Source organism: Mycobacterium sp., from assembly GCF_019247615.1.
Taxonomy (GTDB): Bacteria; Actinomycetota; Actinomycetes; order Mycobacteriales; family Mycobacteriaceae; genus Mycobacterium.
This window is the reverse complement of record NZ_JAFBAT010000108.1, coordinates 1-24,880: the sequence shown is the minus strand read 5'-3', so window position 1 is coordinate 24,880 and position 24,880 is coordinate 1. Positions and strand designations below refer to the sequence as shown.

General features: G+C 68.3%; 26 protein-coding genes and 1 pseudogene. 8 read left to right on the top strand and 19 right to left on the bottom strand.

Going from position 1 to position 24,880, the window contains the following annotated elements; all coding sequences use genetic code 11:
- Positions 1–1,014 (bottom strand): isomerizing glutamine--fructose-6-phosphate transaminase (locus JO059_RS07285; protein ID WP_293315416.1); only part of this gene is annotated, 1,014 nt, incomplete at its 3' end.
- A 618-nt stretch (positions 1,015–1,632) separates the two neighbouring features.
- On the opposite strand from JO059_RS07285, the gene JO059_RS07280 reads away from it, so the two are divergent.
- The 3 genes from JO059_RS07280 to JO059_RS07270 are packed head-to-tail and all read left to right on the top strand — an operon-like array spanning position 1,633 to position 3,761.
- Positions 1,633–1,806 carry an Rv1535 family protein gene (locus tag JO059_RS07280; RefSeq protein WP_293315415.1) on the top strand — a complete coding sequence of 58 codons (174 nt, stop codon included), beginning with the start codon at positions 1,633–1,635 and terminating at the stop codon, positions 1,804–1,806.
- 26 nt (positions 1,807–1,832) lie between these two features.
- On the top strand, positions 1,833–2,672 hold the full coding sequence (locus tag JO059_RS07275; protein WP_293315414.1) for a hypothetical protein: 840 nt from the start codon (positions 1,833–1,835) through the stop codon (positions 2,670–2,672).
- Positions 2,673–2,717: 45 nt separating this feature from the next.
- Positions 2,718–3,761: an LLM class F420-dependent oxidoreductase gene (locus JO059_RS07270; protein ID WP_293315413.1), complete on the top strand. Its 1,044-nt coding sequence runs from the start codon at positions 2,718–2,720 to the stop codon at positions 3,759–3,761.
- 4 nt (positions 3,762–3,765) lie between these two features.
- Here JO059_RS07270 and JO059_RS07265 read toward each other — a convergent pair whose 3' ends face one another.
- The 9 genes from JO059_RS07265 to eccCa form a co-directional block, all read right to left on the bottom strand.
- On the bottom strand, positions 3,766–5,124 hold the full coding sequence (locus JO059_RS07265) for a hypothetical protein (protein ID WP_293315412.1): 1,359 nt from the start codon (positions 5,122–5,124) through the stop codon (positions 3,766–3,768).
- A 2-nt stretch (positions 5,125–5,126) separates the two neighbouring features.
- Positions 5,127–5,414: a type VII secretion target gene (locus tag JO059_RS07260; protein WP_293315411.1), complete on the bottom strand. Its 288-nt coding sequence runs from the start codon at positions 5,412–5,414 to the stop codon at positions 5,127–5,129.
- A gap of 47 nt (positions 5,415–5,461) precedes the next feature.
- Positions 5,462–6,808 carry a phosphoglucosamine mutase gene (glmM, locus tag JO059_RS07255; protein ID WP_293315410.1) on the bottom strand — a complete coding sequence of 449 codons (1,347 nt, stop codon included), beginning with the start codon at positions 6,806–6,808 and terminating at the stop codon, positions 5,462–5,464.
- A 138-nt stretch (positions 6,809–6,946) separates the two neighbouring features.
- Complete coding sequence (gene rpsI / locus JO059_RS07250; protein ID WP_293315409.1) at positions 6,947–7,405, bottom strand: 30S ribosomal protein S9; 459 nt, start codon at positions 7,403–7,405, stop codon at positions 6,947–6,949.
- Positions 7,402–7,845: a 50S ribosomal protein L13 gene (gene rplM / locus JO059_RS07245; RefSeq protein WP_293315408.1), complete on the bottom strand. Its 444-nt coding sequence runs from the start codon at positions 7,843–7,845 to the stop codon at positions 7,402–7,404. The genes rpsI and rplM overlap by 4 nt, the downstream gene beginning before the upstream one ends.
- Positions 7,846–8,087: 242 nt before the next feature.
- The gene (locus JO059_RS07240) at positions 8,088–8,384 is read right to left on the bottom strand and encodes a WXG100 family type VII secretion target (protein WP_293315420.1); all 297 of its coding nucleotides are present in this window, start codon (positions 8,382–8,384) and stop codon (positions 8,088–8,090) included.
- An 11-nt stretch (positions 8,385–8,395) separates the two neighbouring features.
- On the bottom strand, positions 8,396–8,713 hold the full coding sequence (locus JO059_RS07235) for a WXG100 family type VII secretion target (RefSeq protein WP_293315407.1): 318 nt from the start codon (positions 8,711–8,713) through the stop codon (positions 8,396–8,398).
- A 51-nt stretch (positions 8,714–8,764) separates the two neighbouring features.
- A complete protein-coding gene (locus JO059_RS07230) occupies positions 8,765–10,024 on the bottom strand; it encodes a type VII secretion-associated protein (protein WP_293315406.1) in 1,260 nt (419 codons plus the stop codon).
- Positions 10,021–13,662: a type VII secretion protein EccCa gene (gene eccCa, locus JO059_RS07225; RefSeq protein ID WP_293315405.1), complete on the bottom strand. Its 3,642-nt coding sequence runs from the start codon at positions 13,660–13,662 to the stop codon at positions 10,021–10,023. Before eccCa ends, JO059_RS07230 begins: the two co-directional genes overlap by 4 nt.
- 127 nt (positions 13,663–13,789) lie before the next feature.
- On the opposite strand from eccCa, the gene eccD reads away from it, so the two are divergent.
- Both eccD and mycP read left to right on the top strand, forming a co-directional pair.
- Entirely contained in the window at positions 13,790–15,169 is a 1,380-nt protein-coding gene (eccD, locus tag JO059_RS07220) for a type VII secretion integral membrane protein EccD (RefSeq protein ID WP_293315404.1), read from the top strand.
- Between the two features lie 20 nt (positions 15,170–15,189).
- Positions 15,190–16,476, top strand: a complete 1,287-nt coding sequence (gene mycP, locus JO059_RS07215; RefSeq protein ID WP_293315419.1) for a type VII secretion-associated serine protease mycosin — start codon at positions 15,190–15,192, stop codon at positions 16,474–16,476.
- Here the strand turns inward: mycP and eccB are convergent.
- Positions 16,441–17,835 (bottom strand): type VII secretion protein EccB, encoded by a 1,395-nt coding sequence (gene eccB, locus JO059_RS07210; protein ID WP_293315403.1) that lies wholly within the window; start codon positions 17,833–17,835, stop codon positions 16,441–16,443. The two genes, mycP and eccB, sit on opposite strands and share 36 nt — an antisense overlap.
- Before the next feature lie 139 nt (positions 17,836–17,974).
- Here eccB and JO059_RS07205 point away from each other — a divergent pair, with 139 nt between their 5' ends.
- Together JO059_RS07205 and JO059_RS07200 are read left to right on the top strand one after the other, a co-directional pair.
- Positions 17,975–18,823, top strand: coding sequence for a cutinase family protein (locus tag JO059_RS07205; RefSeq protein WP_293315402.1), 849 nt, complete (start codon positions 17,975–17,977; stop codon positions 18,821–18,823).
- Positions 18,824–19,091: 268 nt separating this feature from the next.
- Positions 19,092–19,655 (top strand): cutinase family protein, encoded by a 564-nt coding sequence (locus JO059_RS07200; RefSeq protein ID WP_293315418.1) that lies wholly within the window; start codon positions 19,092–19,094, stop codon positions 19,653–19,655.
- Between the two features lie 157 nt (positions 19,656–19,812).
- On the opposite strand, the gene truA is transcribed toward JO059_RS07200, so the two are convergent.
- The 8 genes from truA to infA all read right to left on the bottom strand — a co-directional run bounded on the left by truA (position 19,813) and on the right by infA (position 24,485).
- Positions 19,813–20,628: a tRNA pseudouridine(38-40) synthase TruA gene (gene truA / locus JO059_RS07195; protein WP_293315417.1), complete on the bottom strand. Its 816-nt coding sequence runs from the start codon at positions 20,626–20,628 to the stop codon at positions 19,813–19,815.
- A gap of 25 nt (positions 20,629–20,653) precedes the next feature.
- A complete protein-coding gene (gene rplQ / locus JO059_RS07190) occupies positions 20,654–21,340 on the bottom strand; it encodes a 50S ribosomal protein L17 (RefSeq protein WP_293315401.1) in 687 nt (228 codons plus the stop codon).
- A 47-nt stretch (positions 21,341–21,387) separates the two neighbouring features.
- On the bottom strand, positions 21,388–22,431 hold the full coding sequence (locus tag JO059_RS07185; protein WP_293315400.1) for a DNA-directed RNA polymerase subunit alpha: 1,044 nt from the start codon (positions 22,429–22,431) through the stop codon (positions 21,388–21,390).
- 79 nt (positions 22,432–22,510) lie between these two features.
- A complete protein-coding gene (gene rpsD / locus JO059_RS07180) occupies positions 22,511–23,116 on the bottom strand; it encodes a 30S ribosomal protein S4 (RefSeq protein WP_293315399.1) in 606 nt (201 codons plus the stop codon).
- 3 nt (positions 23,117–23,119) lie between these two features.
- Positions 23,120–23,539, bottom strand: a complete 420-nt coding sequence (rpsK, locus tag JO059_RS07175) for a 30S ribosomal protein S11 (protein ID WP_293315398.1) — start codon at positions 23,537–23,539, stop codon at positions 23,120–23,122.
- A gap of 6 nt (positions 23,540–23,545) precedes the next feature.
- Positions 23,546–23,920, bottom strand: coding sequence for a 30S ribosomal protein S13 (rpsM, locus tag JO059_RS07170; RefSeq protein WP_085233506.1), 375 nt, complete (start codon positions 23,918–23,920; stop codon positions 23,546–23,548).
- Positions 23,921–24,097: 177 nt separating this feature from the next.
- Positions 24,098–24,211 carry a 50S ribosomal protein L36 gene (gene rpmJ / locus JO059_RS07165; protein WP_003879483.1) on the bottom strand — a complete coding sequence of 38 codons (114 nt, stop codon included), beginning with the start codon at positions 24,209–24,211 and terminating at the stop codon, positions 24,098–24,100.
- A gap of 52 nt (positions 24,212–24,263) precedes the next feature.
- Positions 24,264–24,485: a translation initiation factor IF-1 gene (gene infA / locus JO059_RS07160; RefSeq protein ID WP_003418601.1), complete on the bottom strand. Its 222-nt coding sequence runs from the start codon at positions 24,483–24,485 to the stop codon at positions 24,264–24,266.
- A 230-nt stretch (positions 24,486–24,715) separates the two neighbouring features.
- On the opposite strand from infA, the pseudogene JO059_RS07155 reads away from it, so the two are divergent.
- A pseudogene (locus tag JO059_RS07155) lies at positions 24,716–24,880 on the top strand (LLM class F420-dependent oxidoreductase); the annotation flags it as partial.

Here is a 24,880-nt window from a genome sequence, read left to right as displayed (position 1 = left end):
AACCGGCAGGCGGGTCCAGTGCTCGATCGCGTACTTCGCCAGCAGCCCGGAGTGGTACGCGGTGCCGCAGGCGACCACGAAGACCTTGTCGACCTCGCGCAGCTCCTGATCGGACAGCCGCTGTTCGTCGAGGACGATCCGGCCGTTAACGAAGTGCCCCAGCAGGGTGTCGGCCACCGCGGTGGGCTGCTCGGCGATCTCCTTGAGCATGAAGTACTCGTAGCCGCCCTTCTCGGCGGCGGCCAGGTCCCAGTCGATGTGGAAGCGGCGAGCGTTCGCGGCATCGTCATTGCCGTCGAAGTCGGTGATCTTGTAGCCGTCGGCGGTGATCACCACCGCCTGGTCCTGGCCGAACTCGACGGCGTCACGGGTGTGCTCGATGAACGCCGCCACGTCGGAGCCGACGAACATCTCGCGATCGCCGATCCCGAGCACCAGGGGTGTCGAGCGGCGAGCCGCGATGATGGTGCCCGGCTCGTCGGCGTTGGCGAACACAAGCGTGAAGTGGCCCTCGAGCCGGCGCAGCACCGCCAGCACCGAGGCCGCGAAGTCGCCCGCGGTCTCGCCGTGGCGGTATGCCCGCGCCACCAGGTGCACCGCGACCTCGGTGTCGGTGTCACTGGCGAACTCCACGCCGGCCGCCTCGAGCTCGTGGCGCAGGACCGAGAAGTTCTCGATGATGCCGTTGTGGACGACGGCGATCTTGCCGGCGGCGTCGCGGTGCGGGTGCGCGTTGCGGTCGGTGGGCCGACCGTGGGTGGCCCAGCGGGTGTGGCCCAGACCGGTGGTCCCGGCCAGGGACGCCTCGCAAGATGCAGCCATGCCGGCCACCGCGTGCTCCAGGTTGGCCAGTCGGCCGGCTCGACGTCGGACGGTGAGTTTGCCGACGGGACCACTGCCGTCTACCAGCGCGATTCCGGACGAGTCGTAGCCGCGGTACTCCATACGGCGCAGCGCGTCCATGACGACCCCGCAGGCCGGACGGCGCCCGACGTAGCCGACGATTCCGCACATTCTGACCAGGGTAGTGCAGTCGCCGCCGCGCACCCGTCAAGCACTACTGACCTGGGCAGCTGCGTTTGAGCCCGGTTCGGGCGGGTGGCTGCGCGACCCATTCCGATTCATACGATATTCATTAAACACAATGTGTTTTCACCTGTTGTATTTCCGGCGTTTCAAGTTGCTTCACGGCCCCAGCAGCAGCCACATTTAGAATTTGCATTGGCTATAACTGGCAAACCGCGGGGGAGACATGCGAACTGCGAAGTCGACAACGTCGATGCGGAGGGTCGTTCGCAGGAAGACGGCCCCTCGGACGATCACAACCGCGCACAGGTCGGCACCACCCCGACGACCGGACAGCTCTGCGATACCACGTGTTCATCGGGTTCGAGCGCGGCTACACCACAACGCAACCACCCTTTTGCCGTCAGTTTCATTCGATAGCCGGCAATGGCGCGATTCGAGCCGTTCGGTAAGCGCACTGGGATGCTCTGCCGTGGGTTTCGGCGTGCAGCTATTCGCGGGCCTCGCAAACGCATATGTAAATCACCGAATACGCCAGGATATTCCCTACAAAAGAGCGTCGCTTCTGCGGTTGCCCGCGCGCGTTACGTCTTCCGGGAGGAAATCATGACCGCCGTTCGGCACGACGATGTGGCGACACCGCCGCCCGCGCCACGGCCGAGGCCGATCGGTGCCGGGGGCGACCCGTTGTCCGACGCCGCAGCTCGTTTGCTGAGCATTCCGCTGCGGCAGGTGTACGCGCTGCTGTGGCGTGTGGGCCTCATCGAGGTCACGGCCTGACAAACCGGATGCGCTAACGTCGACGGGTGGCCCGCATCCGCAAGCTCGTCGCAGCCGTCAGCCGCCGTGGACCGCATCGAGTTTTGCGTGGTGACCTGGCCTTTGCCGGTTTGCCGGGGGTGGTGTATACACCCGAAGCCGGGCTCAACCTGCCCGCCGTGGCTTTCGGTCACGATTGGCTCACGGGTGCCGTCCGCTACTCGGGGCTGTTGGAACATCTGGCGTCGTGGGGGATCGTGGCGGGGGCTCCCGACACCCAACGGGGCCTCGCCCCTTCGGTGCTGAACTTTGCGTTCGACCTCGGCACCGCCCTCGACATCGTGGCGGGCGTCCGCCTCGGTGCCGGCAACATTAGCGTCCATCCCGCCAAGCTCGGCGTGGTCGGCCACGGTTTCGGCGGCTCGGCCGCCGTGTTCGCCGCGGCGGGCATGCCGGACAAACCCGCGGCGGCGGCGGCCCTCTTCCCCTCGGTCACGACTCCGCCCGCCGAGCAGCCGGCGGCGACGTGCAAGGTCCCCGGCTTGATCTTGGCCGCCCCCGGTGATTCGACGTCGCTGAACTCCAACGCGCTGGCGCTTACCGCCGTTTGGGACACGGCCACACTGCGGATCGTCCGCAAAGCCGAAGCCGGGGGGCTGGTCGAGGGCCGGCGATTCACCAAGGTTTTCGGGCTGTCCGGCCCGGACCGACGCACCCAGCGCAGGGTTCGGGCGCTGCTGACGGGCTACCTGCTCTATACGCTGGGCGGCGACAAGCGGTATCGCGACTTCGCCGAGCCCGACGCGAAGCTGCCGGGGACGGACCGGGTGGACTTTGAGGCCCCGCCGGTCGCGCTGGAGGAGAAGATCGCCGCGCTGCTCAAGTGACGCGCCGGCCGCCGCTTGCGCCCGTCGTCGTGGTATCTGTCGTGGGTGCGAATCGGGATCGCTCTGGATTATTCGGGCGGGTTTCACGAAGCCGTGGACCGCGTCGTCGCACTCGAGAACGTCGGCATCGACGTCGCCGTTGTCGCCGAGGCGTATTCGTTCGACGCGGTCAGCCAGCTCGGGTATCTGGCCGCCAAAACCCACACCGTCGAATTGGCCTCCGGCGTTTTCCCCATGTACATCCGCACGCCGTCGCTGCTGGCGATGACCGCCGCGGGTCTGGACTTCGTGTCCGACGGGCGATTTCGTCTGGGGATCGGGACCTCCGGACCGCAGGTGATCGAGGGCTTTCACGGCGTCGAGTTCGACGCGCCGGTCGGCCGCACCCGCGAGATCGTGCAGATCTGCCGCCAGGTGTGGCGCCGTGAGCCGGTGCAATTCACGGGCAAGCACTATCAGATCCCGTTGCCCGCGGACCGCGGAATGGGTTTGGGGAAGCCGCTCAAAATGATCAATCGCCCTGTGCGCGAACGGATTCCGATCATGATCGCGGCGCTGGGGCCGAAAAACGTCGAGCTAACAGCCGAGATCGCCGAGGGCTGGCAGCCCGTCTTCTACCTTCCGGAGAAAGCCCATCTGGTGTGGGGCGAGGCGTTGGCGGCCGGCACCGCAAAGCGGGACCCGGCGCTTGGGCCGCTCGACATCATGGTGCATGCCTCGGTTGCCATCGGGGACAACATCTCCGAGCGGCTGGCGTGGGTGAAGCCGAACGTGGCCCTCTACATTGGCGGCATGGGCGCCAAGGGCCGCAACTTCTACCACAACCTCGCCACCCGCTACGGGTACGGCTCGGTAGCGGACCGCATCCAGGAGCTGTATTTGTCGGGCAGTAAGGCCGAGGCCGCCGCGTTGGTGCCCGACGAACTGGTACACGGGATATCGCTGGTCGGCCCCCGCGGGTACGTCGCCGAAAGGTTGGCCGCCTTCGCCGATGCGGGTGTGACGACGCTGTTGGTCAGCCCCCTGGCGACCGACGCCGGCGAATCCATGCGCTTTGTCGAAGACGTCCTGCAGATGCGGCCCGCCTGAGCCGTCACCCGCCCGCCTGGGGAAGCTGGTCCGCGGCGATTTCGCACGGCGTCTTGGGTACCGGCGCGGGCGCGTCAATCGGGGCCGGCGGCGGCTGGGCCGGTGGAGCGTCCGCAGCGGGCGCCGGGGCGTCCGTAGCCGGCGCCGGAGTGTCGACCGGTTGTGCTTCGTCGGCGGGTGCCCCCTCCTTTGGCTTATCGTCCGGCTTGTCGACCTCCGGGGCCTTTTCCGGGGCCTTTTCCGGCTCATCGGCCTTGTTCGGCTCATCGGCCTTGTTCGCGACGTCGCCATCGTGGAAGGGATCCTCGTCGGCGGCATTGCTGGGATCGGCCTCATCGGCCACCGAACCGAGCAGCGAACCCACGGCGTCGACGATCCGGCTGGCCAGCCCGCCGAGACCGCCCGCTCCGCCGCCAGAATCCCCCGCGGCCATGGACGGAGCATCGCCCAGCGCCGTCCCCAACTCCGGCAGCGGGCTCGCGGGGAAAGCGGCCGGCGCGGGCGCCACGGGTGGCGGTGCGGGCGCCACGGGTGGCGGTGCGGGCGCCGGGGTTGGCGGTGCGGCCGTCACGGCGGCGGGGGCCGGATCCACGGGCACACCGGGATACATGGGCGTGACCGACGCCGCGGCTGTCGGGACGCTCGGCGCGGGCGACGGCCGATAGCCAGGTCCGAGATCGTCGGGAACTTCGAAACACGCCGCGGGCGCCGCGGCCATCCGGTCGGTGACCATGTCGAAGGACGTCCCCACCCCGGCCTCCGTCGAACGCATCGCGTTCAGCCAGTCATCGCGAATCTCGTTGTCCACGTAGGGCGTTATCTGCTGACGGACCACCTCTTCGGCGGTCGTGCGCTCCCCCGCCCCGGTGGTGACCGCGGCAGCGGCGGCCAACCACGTCGGCCGCTGAGCCCGCGTGCGATCGTCGATGGCGATGGCCGTCGCGACCTTGGAATCGACCAGATACCACAGGTTGTCGCGCAGCGACTCGCACCGCTGAGCCGCGGCGCGCACCTCGGTGGCGACGGCATATGCGGCGTCGCAATGACGTTGCAGGAACCTGACGGCGGAGTCGCCGCCGGGGCCCGTCCACGCCGCGGCCAGCTCGGCGATCTGCGCACGCTGGATCCGCCACGCTTCCATGACCGCCGCGCCCGCTGCCCGCAGGTGCGCGCAGTCGCTATCCAATGAACGGAGATCGAGGCCCTCTTCGCTGTCGTACCAATCACGGAGCCGCGAAGGGTGCGTCGTCAAGTCTGGATGTTCGTAGCCGAGCGCATGGCAAGCCCGCACGTATGTCTCGGTGTGCTCGACGGCCGGGCTCCCCTCGGCGAGGCGCTCGGCGACGTCAAACCGATCGGCCACGATCAGGCGATCCGCGCCGCGGCATACATGTCGGCCCCGGCGTAACGGTCGGCGCCGGCCCGCAGCGCGATGGCGATCTCGTCGGCCGTCCGCGACCACCGACGCACCTGGGCCGTCAGTCGCTCCAGCTCGACGCGCAGCGCTTCTCCGCGCTCGACATGCGCCCGGCCGGCGGCTGCCCCGCCGAACGTCAACGCGGCCAAATCATTACGCGCCGCGCCGTCGATGAGTGCGGCGGCGGCGCTCATTTGATCAGCGACCCGTTGTACCCCGGAGCTATCGAATCTCATGCCTAGTCCGACGCCCGGCGGCGCGTCGGGGTTCCCCCGCCGCGGGATCAGCGCGGCGCGCGCACCGCTTCGGCGAGCCGGGTGGCGACCCGCTGCGCGACGCCTTCCTCGGGTGCCTCCACCATGACGCGGATCATCGGTTCGGTTCCCGAGGGGCGCAACAGAATTCGACCGGTGTCGCCCAATTCGGCCTCGGCCTGCTCAACCGCGGTCTGCACGGCCGGTGCTGCGGCGGCGGTGTCCTTGTCGGCGACCTTGACGTTGATCAGCACCTGCGGCAAAGCTCGCATCGGCGAGGCGAGGGCGGCCAGTGACGAGCCGGTCTGCACCATGCGTGTCATCACTCGCAGCCCGGTGACGATGCCGTCTCCGGTGGACCCCAGAGCGGGCATCACGATGTGGCCGGATTGCTCGCCGCCGAGGCTGTATTCGCCGGCCCGCAACTCCTCCAGCACGTAGCGGTCGCCGACACCGGTGGTGCGCACGGTGATCCCGGCCTTGCGCATCGCCAGGTGCAGCCCAAGGTTGCTCATCACGGTGGTGACCAGCGTGTCGGAAGCCAGTTCGCCGGCCTCTTGCATCGCCAGTGCGAGCAGGACCATGATCGCGTCGCCGTCGACGAGTTGCCCCTGAGCGTCGATGGCCAGGCAGCGGTCGGCGTCCCCGTCATGTGCCAGACCCAGGTCGGCGCGGTGGGCGAGAACCGCCGACCGCAGCGAGTCCAGGTGTGTCGAGCCGCAGCCGTCGTTGATGTTGAGCCCATTGGGATCGGCGTTGATGGCGATCACCCGCGCCCCGGCGGCGCGATAGGCGCGCGGAGCCACCGACGAGGCCGCGCCGTGCGCGCAGTCGACGACCACGGTAAGACCGTCGAGCCGCAGCGTGCTGGCCTTGCTCAGGTGGCGCAGGTAACGGTCCTCCGCATCCACGGCGTCGACGCGGCGGCCGATCGCGGCGCCGACGGGACGCGAACCGGGCCCCCGGGAGACGTCGAGGACCAGTTGCTCGATCTGATCTTCGGTGTCGTCGTCCAGTTTGTGCCCGCCGGGGCCGAAGATCTTGATGCCGTTGTCGGGCATCGGGTTGTGCGATGCCGAGATCATCACGCCGAAGTCGGCGTCATAGGCGCCGGTGAGGTACGCCACCGCCGGGGTCGGCAGCACCCCGACCCGCAGCGCGTCGATACCCTCGCTGGTCACACCCGCGATGACCGCGGACTCCAGCATTTCGCCGCTGGCCCGCGGATCGCGACCGATGACGGCGACTCGCCGGCCGGGTGCGCCGGAGGCCGCCAAGCGCCGCGCCGCCCCGGCGCCCAGCGCCACCGCCAGCTCCGCGGTCAGTTCCCGATTGGCGATCCCGCGAACTCCGTCGGTGCCGAATAGTCGACCCATGCGGACAAACCTCTCACAGTGACGGTCGTTGACCTAACGTGCCCGTTCTTTTGTGACCCAAACCAGGCGTTTTCGCGCGTCGACACGCCGCAGACGGTGCAGAAGATGCACCGATACGGGCCGGGAAGTAATCGCGGATCAGCGCTTGCTGTACTGCGGCGCCTTGCGGGCCTTCTTCAGGCCGTACTTCTTGCGCTCGGTCGCACGCGGATCACGGGTGAGGAAGCCGGCCTTCTTCAGCGCGGGCCGGTCGTCCGGGAAGGCCAGGATCAGTGCCCGGGCGATGCCCAGGCGCAACGCTCCCGCTTGGCCCGACGGGCCGCCGCCGTTGAGGTGCGCGAAGATGTCGAAGCTTGCCACCCGGTCGACGGTCACCAGCGGGGCCTTGATGAGCTGCTGGTGCACCTTGTTCGGGAAGTAGTCTTCGAGGCTGCGGCCGTTCAGGTCGAATTTGCCGGTCCCGGGCACCAGGCGCACCCGTACCACGGCCTCTTTGCGGCGACCGACGGTCTGGATGGGTCGCTCGAAGACGAACGAATCGTCCGCCCTTCCCGCCGGGGCCTCCGTGGTCTCTACAGCCTCGGTCGTCTCGGTCACTGGGCCACCTGCTTGATCTCGTAGGGAACCGGCTGCTGAGCGGCGTGTGGATGCTCCGGGCCGGCGTAGACGCGCAGCTTGCGCTGGATCTGGCGACTGAGCTTGTTCTTGGGCAGCATGCCGACGATGGCCTTCTCGACGACGCGGGTCGGGTGCTTTTCCATCAGCTCGCCGATCGTGCGGCTGCGCAGGCCGCCGGGATATCCCGAGTGGCGGTAAGCGAGCTTGTGGTCCAGTTTGTCGCCGCTGATCGCGACCTTGTCGGCGTTGACGACGATGACGAAGTCACCGCCGTCGACATTGGGGGCGAACGTCGGCTTGTGCTTGCCGCGCAGCAGGTTGGCCGCCGCGACGGCAAGGCGGCCAAGCACCACGTCCGTGGCGTCGATGACGTACCACGCACGCGTGGTGTCACCGGCCTTCGGGGCATAGGTGGGCACAGCGCTTACCTTTTCTTCTCGAGCCTCTTGTAGAGGATGTGGATCCCGGGTCGAGCCGGGTGCCGGTCAGGCGCTGGCGGTGGGTCCAAAAGGAAGGGTTCTCGGCGACCGACATTGACCCGAGGCCCCGGCGTACCGCACGCCAACCGAGCAGCTTACCGATGCGCGTCCCTGCAGGTCAAAACGACTGTGTGGTCCCGGCGGCTCTCCTCCGCCGGGACCACACAGGGGCTGGTTGGCTTTTAGCGTGTCCAGACGCCGGCGGCGCGTCGGTCGGCGCTCGCGACCTCTTCCGCGCCGTCGCGCACCGCGGTCCCGAGATCGACCAGTATCTGATTGAGGGCAGTCGCCGCCTGCTGCCATTTCAACTGCTCGACCAGGTAGGCCGCCCCCGCTTCCCGGGTCCACAGTTCCTGCAGCGGGGCGATCTGCGATCTGAGCTCCTCCAGCGCCCCGTTCAAACGGGCCGAGGTGGCGTGGATCTCCTGGCGAACGGAGTATTCGATTTCGCCGAAGTTGTACGCGAACACCGGGTCCATGTGTCCGCCGGTCATAGGTTTCCGCCCGTGGCGGCGATGCGGTGGGCGTGGGCCTGACCCGCCTCCCGCAGGATGGCCTCGTTCTGTCGAATGGTTTGGGCGATGGTGTGCAGGACGCCGTAGAGCCGCATCGACTCGGCGTTCCAGCGATCCAGGACATCTCGGAACCGCGCGGCGGCGGCCCCGCCCCACACCGAGGGCGGCACGCTGCTCATCCGCCCGATGAACGTCTGCAGCATCGCCCGGATCTCTTCGTTACGCGCGTCCGTCGTGTCCGCCACCGAGCGCATGAGATCGAAGTCGGTGCTCAGCGTATTTGTCGTACCCATACCAAATTCGACCCGGCCGCCGCGGTTTTGGTTCCACCCGACTTTTCCAGGTCATCCGATCGCGTGGGCGGACCGCACCGCCTGCTCGCACGCGTCGTGGACCGCGTTCTCGTCGCCGGGCCGGCTCTGACACCCGACGCTGATCCGCACGGGGCCGTCCAGCAATATCGTCCACCGCACTTGATGGCCGGCACGGACTTCGCGGTACGTCACCGCCGGCCGGCCGGCACTGCTTCCCGAGGGATTGAAGTCGACAAAGACCCCGACCGGCTCGGCGTCGATGGCTCGCTTCAGCCGCTCAGCGGTGTGACTCAGCGTCTCGCCCACCACCGGTGATTGCGTGACGTGCAACGCCACCTCCGGATCGACGGGCGACGTGACCTGCACGCGCGCCGAGCCCGGCCCGGTGACCACCCGCTGCGCGGGCCAATCGGCGGGAACCGTCAGCGCCACCCGGCCCTCTACCAGAAACTTCCCGGGGACCGATTGGATCGGTACGCGGGACGGCGCCACGTCCCGGCGCACGGGGACGAGGGCCGGCGCGGCCGCGGCCAGGACGATGGCGGCCGCTAGCCCGCTCAGCGTCCGCCGACCTGGTCGCCGACGCCTGGCACCGGCGTCGATGCGCGGTTCGGGCCGCTTCTCAGGCGGCGCGAGAAGCGACCCGACGAGACGGGACAACCGAAAGTCGCCGACGGGCATGACCTCTGCGCCGACGCCGCGGACTGCCTGCGCGATCAACGCCGCCAGCTGCGGCCCGCCGGCGATCGTGGTCGATCCGTCGATCACCACGACGGCGGCGCCCATGCCGGCGACGATCGCGGCGACCTTCTCGGCAACTGGGTCCGCTGCCGCCCCGCGGGGTATGGCGGCGACTTCCGCGCCCGTGATCACCACCAACCGCTCGGAGACCTCCACCACCGCGGCGGAATCGGGCTCGGCATCGGTCGCCTGCATCAGCAGCCATGACCGCGGCCGCGTCAGGACGTCGTCGGTCAGCGTCCTCGCAGCCGCGATCACGACGCCGACACGCGTCTGTGACCACCACGAGGGATGCACAAGGAGCGCCGCTTTGTGCGCTTCCGGGGCCGTGCACATCAGACGCCGCAGCGCGGCGCACCACAGCGACCCGACGCCGACCGGGCGGCCGCCGACGAGGGCTACCCGGTCGTCTATCGCGTTCAACGCCTCTTCGCCGACCTCCGACGCGTCGTCGTCATCCGCTACCTCGGTTGCGTCACAACACAATCGACGGATGGTTGCCGGGCCGGTTTCGATGATCGCGCGGTGCGCGGCCGGGGCCGACCTCACGGGGGCGGGCTCCAGGCAACCTGCACAACGTGTTCGTCGCCCCCGCGGGTGACGAGGATGCCGCGGCCCGGTGGCATCGGCTTGGGCCGGCCGGCACCGAAGACCGCGACCTCGGTGGGTCGCCCGCTCATCATCAGGGCCAGGCAGCCGAGGTCACGAAGTCCCGCGAGCAGTGGCTCGAACATGGCGCGCTCGGCCCCGCCACCGCGCCGCGCAACGATCAGATGCAGGCCGAGATCCCTTGCCTGGAACAGGTATTCGAGAATCGCTCCCAGGGGGTTATTCGGCCCGGCGGTAACCAGGTCGTAGTCGTCGACTACGACGTAAAGGTGCGGCCCGGCCCACCATGACCCGGTTCGCAGCTGAGCTGGGGTGGCGTCCGCCGGTGGCAGCCGTCGCCGCAACACGTGAAGCAGCTCCTGCAGCAACGCTTCAAGCGCAGCCGGCCCCGCCGCATAGCCACCCAGATGCGCCGATGGGACGGCATCCAGTAGCGCGCGGCGGAAGTCGACGATCAGCAGTTGCGCTTGCGCGGCGGTGTTGGTCCGAACGATCTCGCGGCACAGCGTTCGTAGCGTGGACGTCTTTCCACACCCGATGTCTCCGAGCACCAGCAGGTGCGAATGTTCCTCGAAATCGACTGGTACCGGGAGCAATCGGCGTTCGCCGAGACCGAGCAGGATGCCGGTGCGGAGTGCGGCACCGGCCCGCTGCACGAGCTCGTCGAGGTCCACCTGCACGGGGAGCATCGGTATCGGCGGCGCCACCGATCGGTGATTGCGAGCCACATCACCGGGTGGGCCAGCGGGCAGGGCGATCACCATGTGCAAGCCGTCGCCGGACAGGCCGCGGCCGGGTCGATCGTGGGGTACCAGCCGGGCGCGCTTGCGGTCGAGTTCGGAGTCAGCGGGGTCGCCCAGCCGCAATTCGATGCGAGTGCCGATCTGATCCCTCAGCGAAGGCCGGATGTCGGCCCAGCGCGACGCCGACAGCACGACGTGCATACCGGACGAAAGCCCCTGGGCGGCAAGACTAATGATCGATCCCTCCAGCCCGTCGAAGTCCTGACGCAGACTCGCCCAGCCGTCCACGACCAAGAACACGTCGGCGAACCGGTCACCGCCCGCCAGCTGCCCGGCCCGATCGGCCTCCCGCGACCGCACGATGGATTCCATCTCGGCGACCATGCGCCGGACCAGCTCCGGCTCGTTGCGGCCGGCGACCGCGCCCACGTGCGGCAAGTCGCGCACCGACGCCAGCGAGCCGCCGCCGAAGTCCAGGCAGTAGAACTGCACCCGAACGGGATCATGGGTGGCGGCCAGGGCCGTGATGAGTGTGCGCAGCGCCGTCGACTTGCCCGACTGCGGGGCTCCGACGACCGCCACATTGCCGGCGGTACCCGACAAGTCGACGACAAGCGGCGTCCGGGACTGCTCGAATGGCCGGTCGACAATGCCGATGGGCACACTCAGACGGTCAGGTGCGCACGCGGCGTCGCGGAGCAGGGTGTCCAATGGCGGCGCGGCATCCAGGGGCGGCAGCCAAACTTGGTGCGCCGGCGGTCCGTGGCCCGACATCCTGTCGAGGACCACTTGCAGGACGGTACGAGTCGGCAGATCGTCCGACTGGCCGCCCGGGGTGACCGCACCGACGGGGCAGGCGCTGAATACCCGAACCGCGCGCGCCTCCGGGACCCGCATGTGCGGGGGCGTCTCGGCGTTCAGCGTGCCCGAAACGAAAGCGGCCTGGAAGCGGATCAGCTCACCGCCCGCCGAGCGCAGGAAACCCGCGCCCGGCGTGTTGGGCAATTCATATCCATCGGAAGTCCCCAGCACCGCTCGTGAGTCGCTGACCGACAGGGTCTTCAGGCAGATCCGGTAGGAGAGGTGGGCTTCCAGGCCCCGCAACCGCGCCTCCTCGAGCCGCTGGCTCGCCAGCAGCAGATGCATACCCAGCGACCGCCCGAGCCGCCCGATGGCCACGAACATGTCGGCGAAATCGGGATGCTGGCTGAGCAATTCGGAAAATTCGTCGACGATGATGAACAACGTGGGCAACGCTGGCAAGTCGCCGCCGGCATCCCGCGCGAGCTCGTACGCTTTGATGCCGGCGCAACCGGCTGCACGCAAGAGCCGTTGCCGACGGTCGATCTCACCGGCCAGCGCGTCACGCATTCGACACACCAGCGGCGCTTCCTCGGCGAGGTTCGTGATGACCGCGGCCACGTGCGGCGCTCGCGCAAACTCGAGAAACGTTGCCCCGCCCTTGAAGTCGATGAGAAGCATGTTCAGCACCGCCGGGGAGTTCCGCGCCATCATGCCCAAAGCGATGGCGCGCAGCAGCTCCGACTTGCCCGACCCGGTGGCGCCCACGCAGAGGCCGTGGGGACCCATGCCGTTTTCCGCGGGCTCCTTGATATCCAACTCGACGGCCGCGCCCTCGATCGTGGTTCCAAGGGGAACGCGGAGTCGCCGCCGACGGTCTTGCCGACGCCACTCCACGGTCAGGTCGAGACCCGCGCCGTCCCGCGGCCCGGCCGGACCCGCACGGTACATCGCCAACTGGCGGGCACATGTGAGCGCCTCCTCGGGACTCAGCACGTCGGGACAGGGCAACGCACGAGCTTCACCCCCGCCGCTGATCGTCAACCGCCCTCCGCGGCAGGCGGTCCCGACTCCCAAGACGGTAGTACCCGCGATCTCGTCAACCCGTCCGTCCAGGTCCGCGATCACCACCACGTGAGGCAGCCCCAGCCCGGCGAGCGCACGCTGCGCGTCGGCCGCGTCGTGGTAGATCATGCGTGCGGATCCGACCGCGTCGGCGGCGGCCGGATGCTGATTGTGCGGCAACCATTTCAACCACTCCCAATGGCCTCGATTGGCGTCGCAGACGGCGCCCACGATGGCCAACTGATCCGGGGCGTGCAGCACGGCCAGTTGACACGTCATGGCGCGAAGCAGTCCGCGCGCCAAGGTCGCGTCGCCGTCGATCGTCATCGTGCCTGTGCCAAGCACGTCGACCGTCACGGGCGCGTCCGTGAGCACCGAATGGGTATTGACGAAGCGATGTAGGGCGGTCGCCGTGACCGGATCAGACATCTCGTCGTGCGGCATTTCCGGGCACACCAGGCGGGCGGACGTCGGCTGGGTCCCGATGCCGACGCGGACGACGCCGAAGTCGGATTCGGACGCACGCCGCTCCCACATCCGCGGGCCGCCGATCAGCGTCCACAGCGTCTCCGGGTCGGGATGAGTCCGGATCAATGAAACACGCTGCGCCGCAGCCATTTCAGTTACTCTCTCGCGAAGCGCGACCAGGTACCCCAGGTAATCAGCCCGGGCGGTGTCGATGTCGGCGCCGCGCCGCCAGCCGCGCGCCCCGGCCACCGTCAGCGCCAGTGAGCACAGAGACATCATGGGGAATGCCAGGTACATGGGGTTGCGGGCAATGGGTGACCCAGTGAAGAAGGCCGCCGCCGTAACGCCCATCGTGGCCACCGACATCACTGCCGGTAATAGGACCGCCGGTAAGCCCGCCGTTCCCGGCGGCGGCGTGCGGGGCGGCGCCTCGATGAGGACGTCGGTGGTCGCGGTCACCGCCGACGGCTCCCGCATCACCGGAATAAAACCTTCAGTCATCCAGCCCTCCCAGCAGTTCGACGACGGTAAGGAGCACGGGGTTTCGCCGCAACTCACCTGTGGAGAGCCGAATACCGCGAGAGCGAAAGCTGGCTACGGTAACGACCATCCGACCGAAGGGTTCACGTTGCCTGCATCCGATTTCGGGCTGCGGCGAGTGTCGGTCCATGCCGGTGCCGCCGTTGTCGATCTAGCCCTGCCCGCCACGACCCCAGTGGGCACCCTGATCCCCTCAATCGTCGACATCCTGCGCGGTCACGGTGTCGGTGATTTCGATGGCGTCGAGCCGAGACGCTACCGACTCGCCGCCCCGGGTGCGTCGGCGTTGGATGCGTCGACCACGTTGGCGCAGAACGGTATCCGAGACGGCGCGATTCTTGCTCTCACCCAGTGCCCGCCGCCGCCCCCGGCTGTCCGCTACGACGACGTGGCCGAGGCCGTGGCCGCGACACTGAAACAGACCGCACGGCCCGTCAACCGCTTTCAGCACCGACTCGCCGCAGCCGTTGCGGCTACGGTGCTGACCGGTATCGGCGCCGCCATGCTCATCCGCAATGCGTTCCGCACCAACGCCACCGGCGCGGCCGCTGGCGTCACGGCGCTCGCCGCCGTTGTCGCCCTGTTCTTCGCGGCGATAGCGCACCGGGTGTGTCGGGATGCGATCGCCGGGCTGGCATCGAGCCTGATGGCCATCGAATTCGCCTCGGTCGCCGGGTTCCTCGCTGTTCCAGGTCCTCCTGGTATCCCCAACGTATTGCTGGCCGCGACCACAGCAACCGTCGTCTCCATCGTCGCGATGCGGGTATCGGGCTGCGGCGCCGTCACATTGACCTCCGTCTCGTGCGTCGCGATGATCATCGCCGTCGCCGCTTTCACGGGCATGGTCACCGCCGTCCCGCCGTACGCCATCGGGTCGGTTGCCGCTTTGCTATCGCTTGGCCTGCTCGGGTGGGCGGCGAGGGCATCGATCCTGCTGGCGGGCTTGTCACCCCGGCCGGTTTCCCCGCCGGATCAGGCCGCAGCGGTTGATGTGCCCGACAGGGCGATCACTGCCCAACGGTGGCTGACCAGCCTGCTCGCCGCCTTCTCGTCGTCGGCCGCCGTCGGCGCCGTCATCACCGTGCTCTACGGTGAGCCGCGGTTGTGCTGCATCGCCTTCGGCACTGTCACCGGTGGGCTGCTGCTACTGCGCGCTCGGTCCGACGACGGGACAAGCGACAGGACAAGAATGGTGGTGTTTTTCATCGGCGGGTTCGCCGTCGTCGCAACGACTTTCGGCGTCGTCGCCCTGAGCGTGCCGGAGCGCACGGCGTGGATCGCCACGGTGACGGCAATGCTGGCGATCGCTGCGATCTGCGTGGGCTTCATCGCTCCGGCCGTATCGCTCTCACCCGTCGTGCGCCGAGGCATGGAGGTGCTCGAGTGGCTGGTGCTGGTCGCGATGGTACCCCTGACCTGTTGGATATGCGGGCTCTACGGCGCCATCCGTCGATTGGGCCTCACGTGAGTGCCGCATGCGTCGCGCGCATGCTGGCGGTGTCGGTGCTCACCGTGCTGCCCCAGCTCGGAATGCCCGCGGCGCAAGCGATTTCACCGCCGAAGATCGATGACCGGCGGCTACCCACGCCGGCATCGCCCGCGCCGCCCTGGCCGACCGTTCAACGCGAGGTGTGCGCCCCGACCTCGACGGGTGCCAAGCCGGAGCGCGGCCGGCTCCCGGAGCTCGCGGACCTGGCGCGGATCTGGCAGCTCACCCGCGGTGCGGGGCAACGGGTTGCGGTCATCGACACCGGGGTCGCGCGGCACCGCCGGCTGCCCAATGTCGTGCCCGGCGGGGACTATGTCTCCACCGGCGACGGCACCCAGGACTGCGACGCCCACGGCACCCTGGTAGCGGGAATCATCGCTGCGGCAGCGGATTCCGCTATCGACGGCGTCGGCGGGGTGGCGCCCGAGGCCACCATCGTTGCCATCCGCCAGTCCAGTGCGAAGTTCGCGCCCGCCGCCGATCGGTCGCACGCCGGTGTCGGTGATGTCGACACGATGGCCAAGGCCATCCGGGCGGCCGCCGATCTCGGCGCATCGGTGATCAACATTTCCTCGGTGGCGTGCGTGCCGGTCACCTCCACGCTCGACGACCGCGCACTGGGCGCGGCGCTGGCATACGCGGTGGACGTCAAGAACGCGGTCGTCGTCGCGGCGGCGGGCAATAGCGGAGGCGGACAATGTCCACCCCAGCGTTCGGATCCAACCTGGGATAACGTCACGGTCGTCGCCACTCCGGGTTGGTACGACGACTACGTGCTGACCGTTGGCTCGGTGAACTCCGAGGGGACCGCCTCCCCGTTCACCCTCGCCGGCCCGTGGGTAGACGTCGCGGCCACCGGCGAGGCGGTCAGTTCGCTCGAATCCGGACCCATATCCGGCACCAGTTATGCCGCTCCGGTGGTCAGTGGCCTGGCCGCCCTGATCCGGGCCAGGTTCCCCGCGCTGACGGCGCGGCAGGTGATGCAGCGCATCGAGTCGACGGCCCATCATCCGCCCAACCGGTGGGATCCGCTTGTGGGCAGTGGCACGATCGACGCCCTGGCCGCGGTCAGCACCGAATCGAATCCGACTGCGGACACCTCCAAGCCCACGCCGATTCCGCTGCCCATCAGCACGCCGCCGCCGGCCCAGCCGTCGAATTCTCGCGCGCGCACCACCGCATTGCGCGGCGCCGCCATCGGCCTGGTCGCCCTAACGGTCGTCCTCGCCACCGGTGCAGCGACCGGCCGCTTACGGGCCACCCGCAACGGTGTCGCGGGCGACTGATGCGCTGACCCTGCTCAGTTCCGGTCCGGACGGTAGCGCCGACAACACCGGCCAATGCGCGGGTATGGGCGCTGGAAGGCCGAGGTCATGTGCGGCGTCCTCATCATGAACCGCGAACCGCACCCCGGTCTCAGTGACCAGGAATCGCGTGCCGGCGCGGCCACCGCCGAACACGTACGCGCTCCGGCCGGGTGGTACATACACGGCGTCCAGCGCGGCGCCGCCGCCGTCGGCTTGCGCCAGCGTCACCGGCAGCTGACCCGCCTGCACCGGAAGGCCGTCCCCGGCGAGCAAAGCGATGCCCGAATCGCCGGGGCGCCCCGGCTGCCAGGTGACACACAAGGTCTTGCCGCCGTCCGACATCACCGGCGCCCGGTCCGGGAAACCGGCGACCGGCAGGTCGCGCACGACGCCGGCGGCGCGGATCGCGTCGGGCGCCACCGCGATGGCGTTTGCAGCGCCGAGCGAGCTGCTGAAACGCAGGAGGTCGGCGGCCAGCTGACCGATTCGCTGCACGCCGCCGACCAAAACGACGTAATACTCGTCACCGTCGCCGCGGGTGACGCGGAGCACGTTGCCCACCGCAAACCCGGGTAACCCGGGCGCGTCGGCGCCCGTGCCGCGAATTCGCGGAGCGCTGATGGGCGGCGTCTCGGGCAGCGCGTTGAGCAACCAGTGAGAGACGAGCCGCGGCGCGCGCCCTTCCAGCCTCAGTGCACGCACTACGGCTGCGTCGGCGAGGTCCACCATGGCACGCTGCCCGTTGTAGAGCAGGTAGACCGGCGAACCCGACGCCGGCGCAACCAGGACGGCCTGTCCGGCCGGCAGCCGACCGACCGGCGACCCCTCGATGGCCCCGATGACGACCACGGACGGGACGGCGCCGTCCGAATCGCAGATGGTCCAGGCCGATTCGTTTTCGGACAGCGGCCGGCCGATGAGCTGCGGCGCCCCCGGAATCCCCAGGAGGGGACCGCGTCTGGAGCGAGCCAGCAGGGACTCGGGCACCCGCTGCGGATTGGCCGGCGTCGCCGCGACCAGGCGCGCTGACGCCAGGTTCAGCACCGGATGCCACACGTCGTCCACCCGCACGTACAGGGCCCCGGAGTCCCGGCCCACTGCGATCCGCGCCCGATCGAGCTCTGCCTGCGGCCGCAGCAAAGCCAGCACAGCACATCCCGCCGCCGCGACGGCCGCGACCAAGCATCCGACCATCAGCGCGGCTGTCGCCGCGCGCAGGGGCTGGCCGACCGCCCCGGCGTCCCCGGTCAACAATGCGCATTCGACGCGGCGCAGCAGAAACCGATAACCGCTGACCTGTAGTCGGGCTGCCGTCGGTTGTCGCGGCGAGCGCTGCAAAGTCCCCCCGAAAGTTGTCGGACCCCTCCAGAGGACGTTAGGCCGCGGGGCAGGTCGTCGGCTTCAGTCATCCACAGGAGGAAGTCATCCACAACAGCAACGGGTTTTAGGTTGTCGCTGGTGCGGGTAATATTTCGGCGTGCTTTCCCACCGCATAGCTCGCGGGGTGGGTCCGGGTGTCGCTGCACTGGTCACCGCCGCCGGCCTGCTCGTGAGCCCATACGCGGCTCCGCGCCCCTCGGTCGCCGCCGCGGACGACTGCCCGGACGTCGAAGTCATCTTCGCTCGCGGGACCAATGAGCCGCCCGGCCTCGGCCGGGTCGGCGACGCGTTCGTCGACTCATTGCGTCAGCAGACCGGCGGCCTGAAGATCGACACCTACGGGGTCAACTACGCCGCCAGCAAGCTGCAGTTGCACGGCGGCGACGGCGCCAACGACACCATCAACCGCGTGAAGCAGGCGGTGGCGAAGTGCCCGAACACCAAGATCGTGTTGGGTGGCTACTCGCAGGGTGCGTCGGTGATGGATATCGTGGCCGGCGTTCCGATCGGCGGCATCAACTGGGGCAGTTCGCTCCCACCGGAGTACGCCGGCAACATCGCGGCCGTTGTGACCTTCGGCGACGTGGCCGACCGCGCCGGCGGGACGCTGCCGAGCCAGAGCGCGCTGCTCGGGGCCAAGGCAATCGACCTCTGCAACCCGAGCGACCCGATCTGTCACGCCGGGCCGGGCAACGAGTGGAGCGGGCACACCGAGGGCTACGTCCCGGTGTACACCACCCAGGCGGCCGCCTTCGTTGCATCCAAACTCCTGGCCGGGACGGGGCAGCAGGTGCCCGGGTTCGGGCCGCCGCCGGGTTATGGGCCGCAGACGCCGGGCTACGGCCCCCAGGCGCCGGGCCCGGGTTCGTCGGTACACGCGCCGGGTCCCGCCCCGGCGGCGCCGTCCGCGCCGGTCATGCCGGTCACTCAGGCCCCGCTGGTGTAGGTGTCCCCTGGCGCATCGCCCACCTGGTCCCCACAGGTTGGCTCGTCGGCAGCGGCGCCAACGACATGGGGGCACGCGTGGGCCGCGCATTTGCAGCCCTCCTACCTGGGCTCCGGGCTGGTCGACGAGGCCGCGGGCAGCGTCGCCGAAGCGGTAGTCACTTTCGCCACATTAGTAACTCCCGTAACATCGCCGTGTGAGATGTATTCGCTTGCTGCTGGGCGCAGGAGTGCTCGCCGCGGCCGCGTTGTGGGCGGCACCCCAGGTGATGCCACGCGCGTCGGCGGCCTGCCCCGATGTCGAGGTCGTGTTCGCGCGGGGAACCGACGAGCCGCCCGGCGTCGGCCGCGTCGGCCAGGCTTTCATCGGCTCACTGCGCCAACACACGCGGAAGAACGTCGGTGAATACGGGGTCAACTACCCTGCCAGCAAGGACTTCCTGGCTGCCGCGGACGGCGCCAACGACGCCAGCAAGCACGTCCAGCAGATGGCCGACAAGTGCCCCAACACCAAGCTGGTCCTCGGCGGGTATTCGCAGGGCGCCGCCGTCATCGACATCGTCACCGCCGCACCGCTGTCGGGCCTCGGCTTTCATCAGCCGTTGTCATCCGAGGACGCCGATCATGTCGCCGCCGTGGCTCTCTTCGGGAACCCGTCCGCCCGGGCAGGCGGCCTGATGAGCGCGCTGACCCCGAATTTCGACGGCAAGACCATTGACTTGTGCAACCCGGGCGACCCGATCTGCTCGGACGGCAACCAGTGGAAGGCGCACCTCGGCTACGTGCCCGGCTTGACCAATCAGGCCGCCGGTTTCGTCGCGGGCCGGATCTAATATCGTGCGTCGTTAAATCACCCACACCGCAGGACGCCGACTCCGCGTTTCAACGTGTATCGAGCGTGGGGCTTATGCACGGTTTCGCAAGAATTTTCGTCCATATCACCCACGGTCGACGCGGGTTTCAGTGCACACCAATTAATCACGCAGGACGTTAGCCGGGCCTGCGCAGGTCCCGGGTAACCAGATTCCGGGCGGCCAGCTGGTCATCGGGCGGGTAGTCCACGGCGACCAGAGTCAAGCCGTGCGCCGGGGCGGCGGCGAAGTCGCTGGACCGCTCGGTCGCGGTAAGGAGTGCACGGCACCAAGACGGCGGACGACGGCGCTCGCCGACGGCCAGCAGCGCTCCCACCAGCGATCGCACCATCGACCAGCAAAACGCGTCGGCGGTGACATGCGCGGTGATGTCGTGGCCCTCGCGCGACCAGTCCAACCGCTGCAGGTCGCGGATCGTGGTGGCACCCTCGCGTTGACGGCAGAACGCCACGAAATCGTGCAGTCCCAACAGGTCTCGTGACGCGATTGCCATCGCGTCCACGTCCAGCGCGCGGGGCCAGGCGGTCACGTAGCGGGCCTGCTGCGGCGCCACCCCGTAGGGCGCCGTCGACAGCCGATACACGTAGTGGCGCCGCAGCGCCGAGAACCGTGCATCGAAACCCGTTGGGGCGCAGGATATCTCGAGTACCCGGACGTCGGTGGGCAGGAACCGGCCCAGCCGCCGCACCAGCGGCAGGAATTCCGATTCATCGGTGCTCGGCGAGCGGGGGTACGCCTTGGGCAACGCATCGACCGGCACGTCCACGTGGGCGACCTGCCCGGTGGCGTGCACCCCGGTATCCGTGCGCCCGGCCGCGCGCAGGCGCACCGGAGTGCGCAAGACCGTAGTCAGCGCCTCATCGAGGACGCCGGCGACGGTTCGCTGCCCGGCCTGAGTCGCCCAGCCCGCGAAATCCGTTCCGTCGTAGGCGATGTCCAGCCGCAGGCGGACGGTGTCGCTAACTCTCGTCAGCCTCGTCGTCCGCGTCGGCGGCTCGCTCGGCTTCCGCCCTGGCGGCCACGGCCTTATCGTGCTGGGCGGCCGCTTTCGCCTCGGCGTCGGTGGCGTCGCCCGTCGCCTCGTCAGCAGCCTCCGGTTCGACCGCGGCCTGCGGCGCCGCCGCGGCCGCCTCGGGCGCGCCCGCCGAGTCGTCGGCGGCGGCCGAATCGGCCGAATCATCTACGGCCTCCGGCTGGACCGCGGCCTGCGGCGCCGCGGCCGCCGCCTCCGGCGCGGCCTTCTTCGACGCCTTGACCCGGCGGGCCCGGTCGGCCTCCGACGTCACCGTCTTCTCCCGCACCAGCTCGATGACGGCCATCGGGGCGTTGTCGCCCTTGCGCGGCTCGACCTTGATGATGCGGGTGTACCCGCCGTTGCGGTCGGAAAAGAACGGCCCGATCTCCTCGAACAGGACGTGCACCACGTCCTTGTCGCGGATCTTCTTCAGAACCTCTCGACGGTTGTGCAGCGTCCCCTTTTTCGCGTGCGTGATCAGCTTCTCCGCGTACGGCCGCAGCGCCCGGGCTTTCGGCTCGGTCGTCTTGATCCGGCCGTGCTCGAACAGTGACGTGGCCAGATTGGCCAGTAAGGCCTTCTGGTGCGCAGACCCCCCGCCGAGGCGAGGGCCCTTGGTGGGCTTGGGCATTGCTGACGCTCCTGTCTAGGTTTGTCTAGGTTCTCGAGTCCAGCCCGTTAGAGCTGTTCGGTTTCGGCGTAGTCCTGGTCGTCGTAAGCGCCCTCGGTGGACCAGGTGCCGGTGGCGACGTCGTAGCCGGCGACCTCCGACGGATCGAAGCTGGGCGGGCTGTCCTTGAGCGACAGACCGAGCTGGTGCAGCTTGACCTTCACCTCGTCGATGGACTTCTGGCCGAAGTTGCGGATGTCGAGCAGGTCGGACTCGGTGCGCGACACCAACTCGCCCACTGTGTGCACGCCCTCGCGCTTGAGGCAGTTGTAGGACCGCACGGTCAGATCCAGGTCGTCGATCGGCAGCGCGAACGACGCGATGTGGTCGGCCTCGGCCGGCGACGGCCCGATCTCGATGCCCTCGGCTTCGACATTGAGTTCCCTTGCCAGACCGAACAATTCGACCAGAGTCTTGCCCGCCGATGCCAGCGCATCGCGCGGCGTGATCGAACTCTTGGTCTCCACGTCCAGGATCAGCTTGTCGAAGTCGGTGCGCTGCTCGACACGGGTGGCGTCCACCTTGTAGGTCACCTTGAGCACCGGCGAGTAGATGGAATCCACTGGGATGCGCCCGATTTCGGCACCCGAAGCCCGGTTCTGCACCGCCGGCACGTAACCGCGGCCGCGCTCGACGACGAGTTCGACCTCGAGCTTGCCCTTGTCGTTCAGCGTCGCGATGTGCATGTCGGGGTTGTGCACGGTGACACCGGCGGGTGGCACGATGTCGCCGGCGGTGACCTCGCCCGGCCCCTGCTTGCGCAGATACATGGTGACCGGCTCGTCCTCCTCGGAGGACACCACCAGGCCCTTGAGGTTCAAGATGATGTCGGTGACGTCCTCCTTCACGCCCGGCACGGTGGTGAACTCGTGCAGCACGCCGTCGATGCGGATGCTGGTGACGGCAGCACCGGGAATCGACGACAGCAGCGTGCGGCGCAGTGAATTGCCAAGGGTGTAACCGAATCCGGGCTCCAACGGTTCGATGACAAACTGGGACCGGTTGTCGGTGAGGATCTCTTCGGACAGTGTGGGTCGCTGTGAAATCAGCATGGTGTTTCTTGTTCTCCTTCTCGGCATCCGCTATTTGATGCCGTCGGGGGTTCTCGGGGGTGGGAGCCCCCCGAGGGGTCTACTTCGAGTAGTACTCGACGATCAGCTGCTCGCTGAGTGGCACGTCGATCTGCGCGCGCTCGGGCAACTGGTGGATCAGGATGCGCTGCCGCTCCCCCACCACCTGTAGCCAGCTCGGGATCGGGCGGTCGCCAGCCGTCTCCCGCGCGATCTGGAACGGCACCGTGTTCAACGACTTGTCCCGCACGTCGACGATGTCGTACTGCGACACCCGGTAGCTGGGAACGTCGACGAGCACGCCGTTGACGGTGAAATGCCCATGGCTGACCAGCTGGCGGGCCATCCGGCGCGTGCGCGCCAACCCGGCGCGGTACACCACGTTGTCCAGCCTGCTCTCCAGGATCTTGAGCAGTTCCTCACCCGTCTTGCCGGGCTGCCGGACGGCCTCCTCGTAGTAGCGGCGGAACTGCTTTTCCATCACGCCGTAGGTGAAGCGGGCCTTCTGCTTCTCCTGCAGCTGCAGCAGGTATTCGCTTTCCTTGATCCGTGCGCGGCCATGCTGGCCGGGCGGGTAAGGACGCTTCTCGAAGGCCTGATCGCCGCCGACGAGGTCGGTGCGCAGCCGGCGCGATTTGCGGGTGACGGGTCCGGTGTAACGAGCCATTACTTAAACCCTCCGTCGCTTCGGCGGGCGCACGCCGTTGTGCGGCTGGGGCGTGACGTCGGCGATCGCGCCGACCTCCAGGCCCGCGGCCTGCAGCGACCGGATCGCGGTCTCGCGGCCCGAGCCAGGGCCCTTGACGAACACGTCGACCTTGCGGACCCCGTGCTCCTGGGCCTTGCGGGCGGCGTTCTCGGCGGCCAGCTGAGCGGCGAACGGCGTCGATTTCCGCGAGCCCTTGAAGCCCACGTGACCCGACGACGCCCAGGCGATGACGTTGCCCTGCGGGTCGGTGATCGTCACGATCGTGTTGTTGAACGTGCTTTTGATGTGCGCGGCGCCGTGCGGAACGTTCTTCTTCTCCCGCCGGCGGGTCTTCTGCCCCTTCTTGGCGGCGCCTGCCTGCGCTTTCTTTGCTGGTGGCATCGGGTTTTACCTGGCCTTCTTCTTGCCTGCGATGGTGCGCTTGGGCCCCTTGCGGGTGCGCGCGTTGGTCTTGGTCCGCTGGCCGCGCACCGGCAGGCCACGACGGTGCCGCAGGCCCTGGTAGCAGCCGATCTCGATCTTTCGGCGAATGTCGGCCTGCACCTCCCGGCGCAAGTCACCCTCCACCTTCAGGTTGGCTTCGATGTAGTCGCGCAGGTGGGTCAGCTGGTCATCGGAAAGATCCCTGGTGCGCAGGTCCTTATCGATGCCAGTGGCCGCCAGAATTTCGTTCGAGCGGGTACGGCCGATGCCGAAAATGTAGGTCAGGGCGATCTCCATCCGCTTATCGCGCGGAAGATCGACGCCGACTAGTCGAGCCATGGGTGGCGTTTCCTTTTATCTCATGCGAAGGTCTGATCCCAGCCCGTTCCCGCGCAGAAGTCTGAGTCGGGGCCCGGCCTCCGTCCGGGCGTGGATGAGGCGGCCCATCTCCTTCGAGATGCCAGCCGCTCACTGGTGCTGGGAGGTCTGCATTCAGTTGTCGAAAGGCCGGGGTGCTTACCCCTGGCGCTGCTTGTGTCGCGGATCCGAGCAGATCACCATGACCCGCCCATGCCGACGGATCACCCTGCACTTGTCACAGATTGGCTTGACGCTGGGGTTCACCTTCACGGCGGTTTCGATCCTGTTCTGTGGGTTATCGCTGGTCGGTTCGGGCTTTTCGTTACTTGTACCGGTACACGATGCGGCCCCGGGACAGGTCGTAGGGTGACAACTCCACCACCACCCGGTCCTCGGGCAGGATTCGGATGTAGTGCTGCCGCATCTTGCCGCTGATGTGGGCGAGCACCTTGTGACCGTTCTCCAGCTCAATGCGGAACATCGCATTGGGCAAGGGCTCGACCACGCGGCCCTCGACCTCGATGGCACCGTCCTTTTTGGCCATATCTGCTCAGAAATCCTCGTCGTTCTTTTCGTATCCACCTGCGCCCGGATCGGCGCAACATCCACCCCGACTTCAAACGTGAGCCGGTGACAGGAAATTCCTAGAATCTCCGAGGGACTGGGCACGCAAAAAGCCGGCGCGGGTGCCGCACCGATACGCCACGATACCCGGTGTTTCGGCGACACCAAAATCCCGGAATAGCAACCCCAGCCCACGGGTTGGACACACACATGACCGATGTACCAGCGAGCAAACCCAATCTGGGCCGGTTCGGGTCGTTCGGCCGCGGCGTCACGCCCGCGCAAGCCAAAGAAATCGAGTCTCTGGGATATGGGGCCGTGTGGGTCGGCGGTTCTCCTCCCGCCGAGCTGGCTTGGGTGGAACCGCTCCTCGAA

Excerpts from the sequence above, each read along its gene's own strand:
- JO059_RS07280 (WP_293315415.1), top strand. The coding sequence starts at position 1,633 with ATGACCGCCGTTCGGCACGACGATGTGGCGACACCGCCGCCCGCGCCA.
- JO059_RS07260 (WP_293315411.1), bottom strand. The coding sequence starts at position 5,414 with ATGAGATTCGATAGCTCCGGGGTACAACGGGTCGCTGATCAAATGAGC.
- glmM (WP_293315410.1), bottom strand. The coding sequence starts at position 6,808 with ATGGGTCGACTATTCGGCACCGACGGAGTTCGCGGGATCGCCAATCGG.
- JO059_RS07240 (WP_293315420.1), bottom strand. The coding sequence starts at position 8,384 with ATGGACCCGGTGTTCGCGTACAACTTCGGCGAAATCGAATACTCCGTT.
- JO059_RS07235 (WP_293315407.1), bottom strand. The coding sequence starts at position 8,713 with ATGGGTACGACAAATACGCTGAGCACCGACTTCGATCTCATGCGCTCG.
- eccCa (WP_293315405.1), bottom strand. The coding sequence starts at position 13,662 with ATGACTGAAGGTTTTATTCCGGTGATGCGGGAGCCGTCGGCGGTGACC.
- mycP (WP_293315419.1), top strand. The coding sequence starts at position 15,190 with ATGCTGGCGGTGTCGGTGCTCACCGTGCTGCCCCAGCTCGGAATGCCC.
- JO059_RS07200 (WP_293315418.1), top strand. The coding sequence starts at position 19,092 with ATGCCACGCGCGTCGGCGGCCTGCCCCGATGTCGAGGTCGTGTTCGCG.
- rplQ (WP_293315401.1), bottom strand. The coding sequence starts at position 21,340 with ATGCCCAAGCCCACCAAGGGCCCTCGCCTCGGCGGGGGGTCTGCGCAC.
- JO059_RS07185 (WP_293315400.1), bottom strand. The coding sequence starts at position 22,431 with ATGCTGATTTCACAGCGACCCACACTGTCCGAAGAGATCCTCACCGAC.
- rpsD (WP_293315399.1), bottom strand. The coding sequence starts at position 23,116 with ATGGCTCGTTACACCGGACCCGTCACCCGCAAATCGCGCCGGCTGCGC.
- rpsK (WP_293315398.1), bottom strand. The coding sequence starts at position 23,539 with ATGCCACCAGCAAAGAAAGCGCAGGCAGGCGCCGCCAAGAAGGGGCAG.
- rpsM (WP_085233506.1), bottom strand. The coding sequence starts at position 23,920 with ATGGCTCGACTAGTCGGCGTCGATCTTCCGCGCGATAAGCGGATGGAG.
- infA (WP_003418601.1), bottom strand. The coding sequence starts at position 24,485 with ATGGCCAAAAAGGACGGTGCCATCGAGGTCGAGGGCCGCGTGGTCGAG.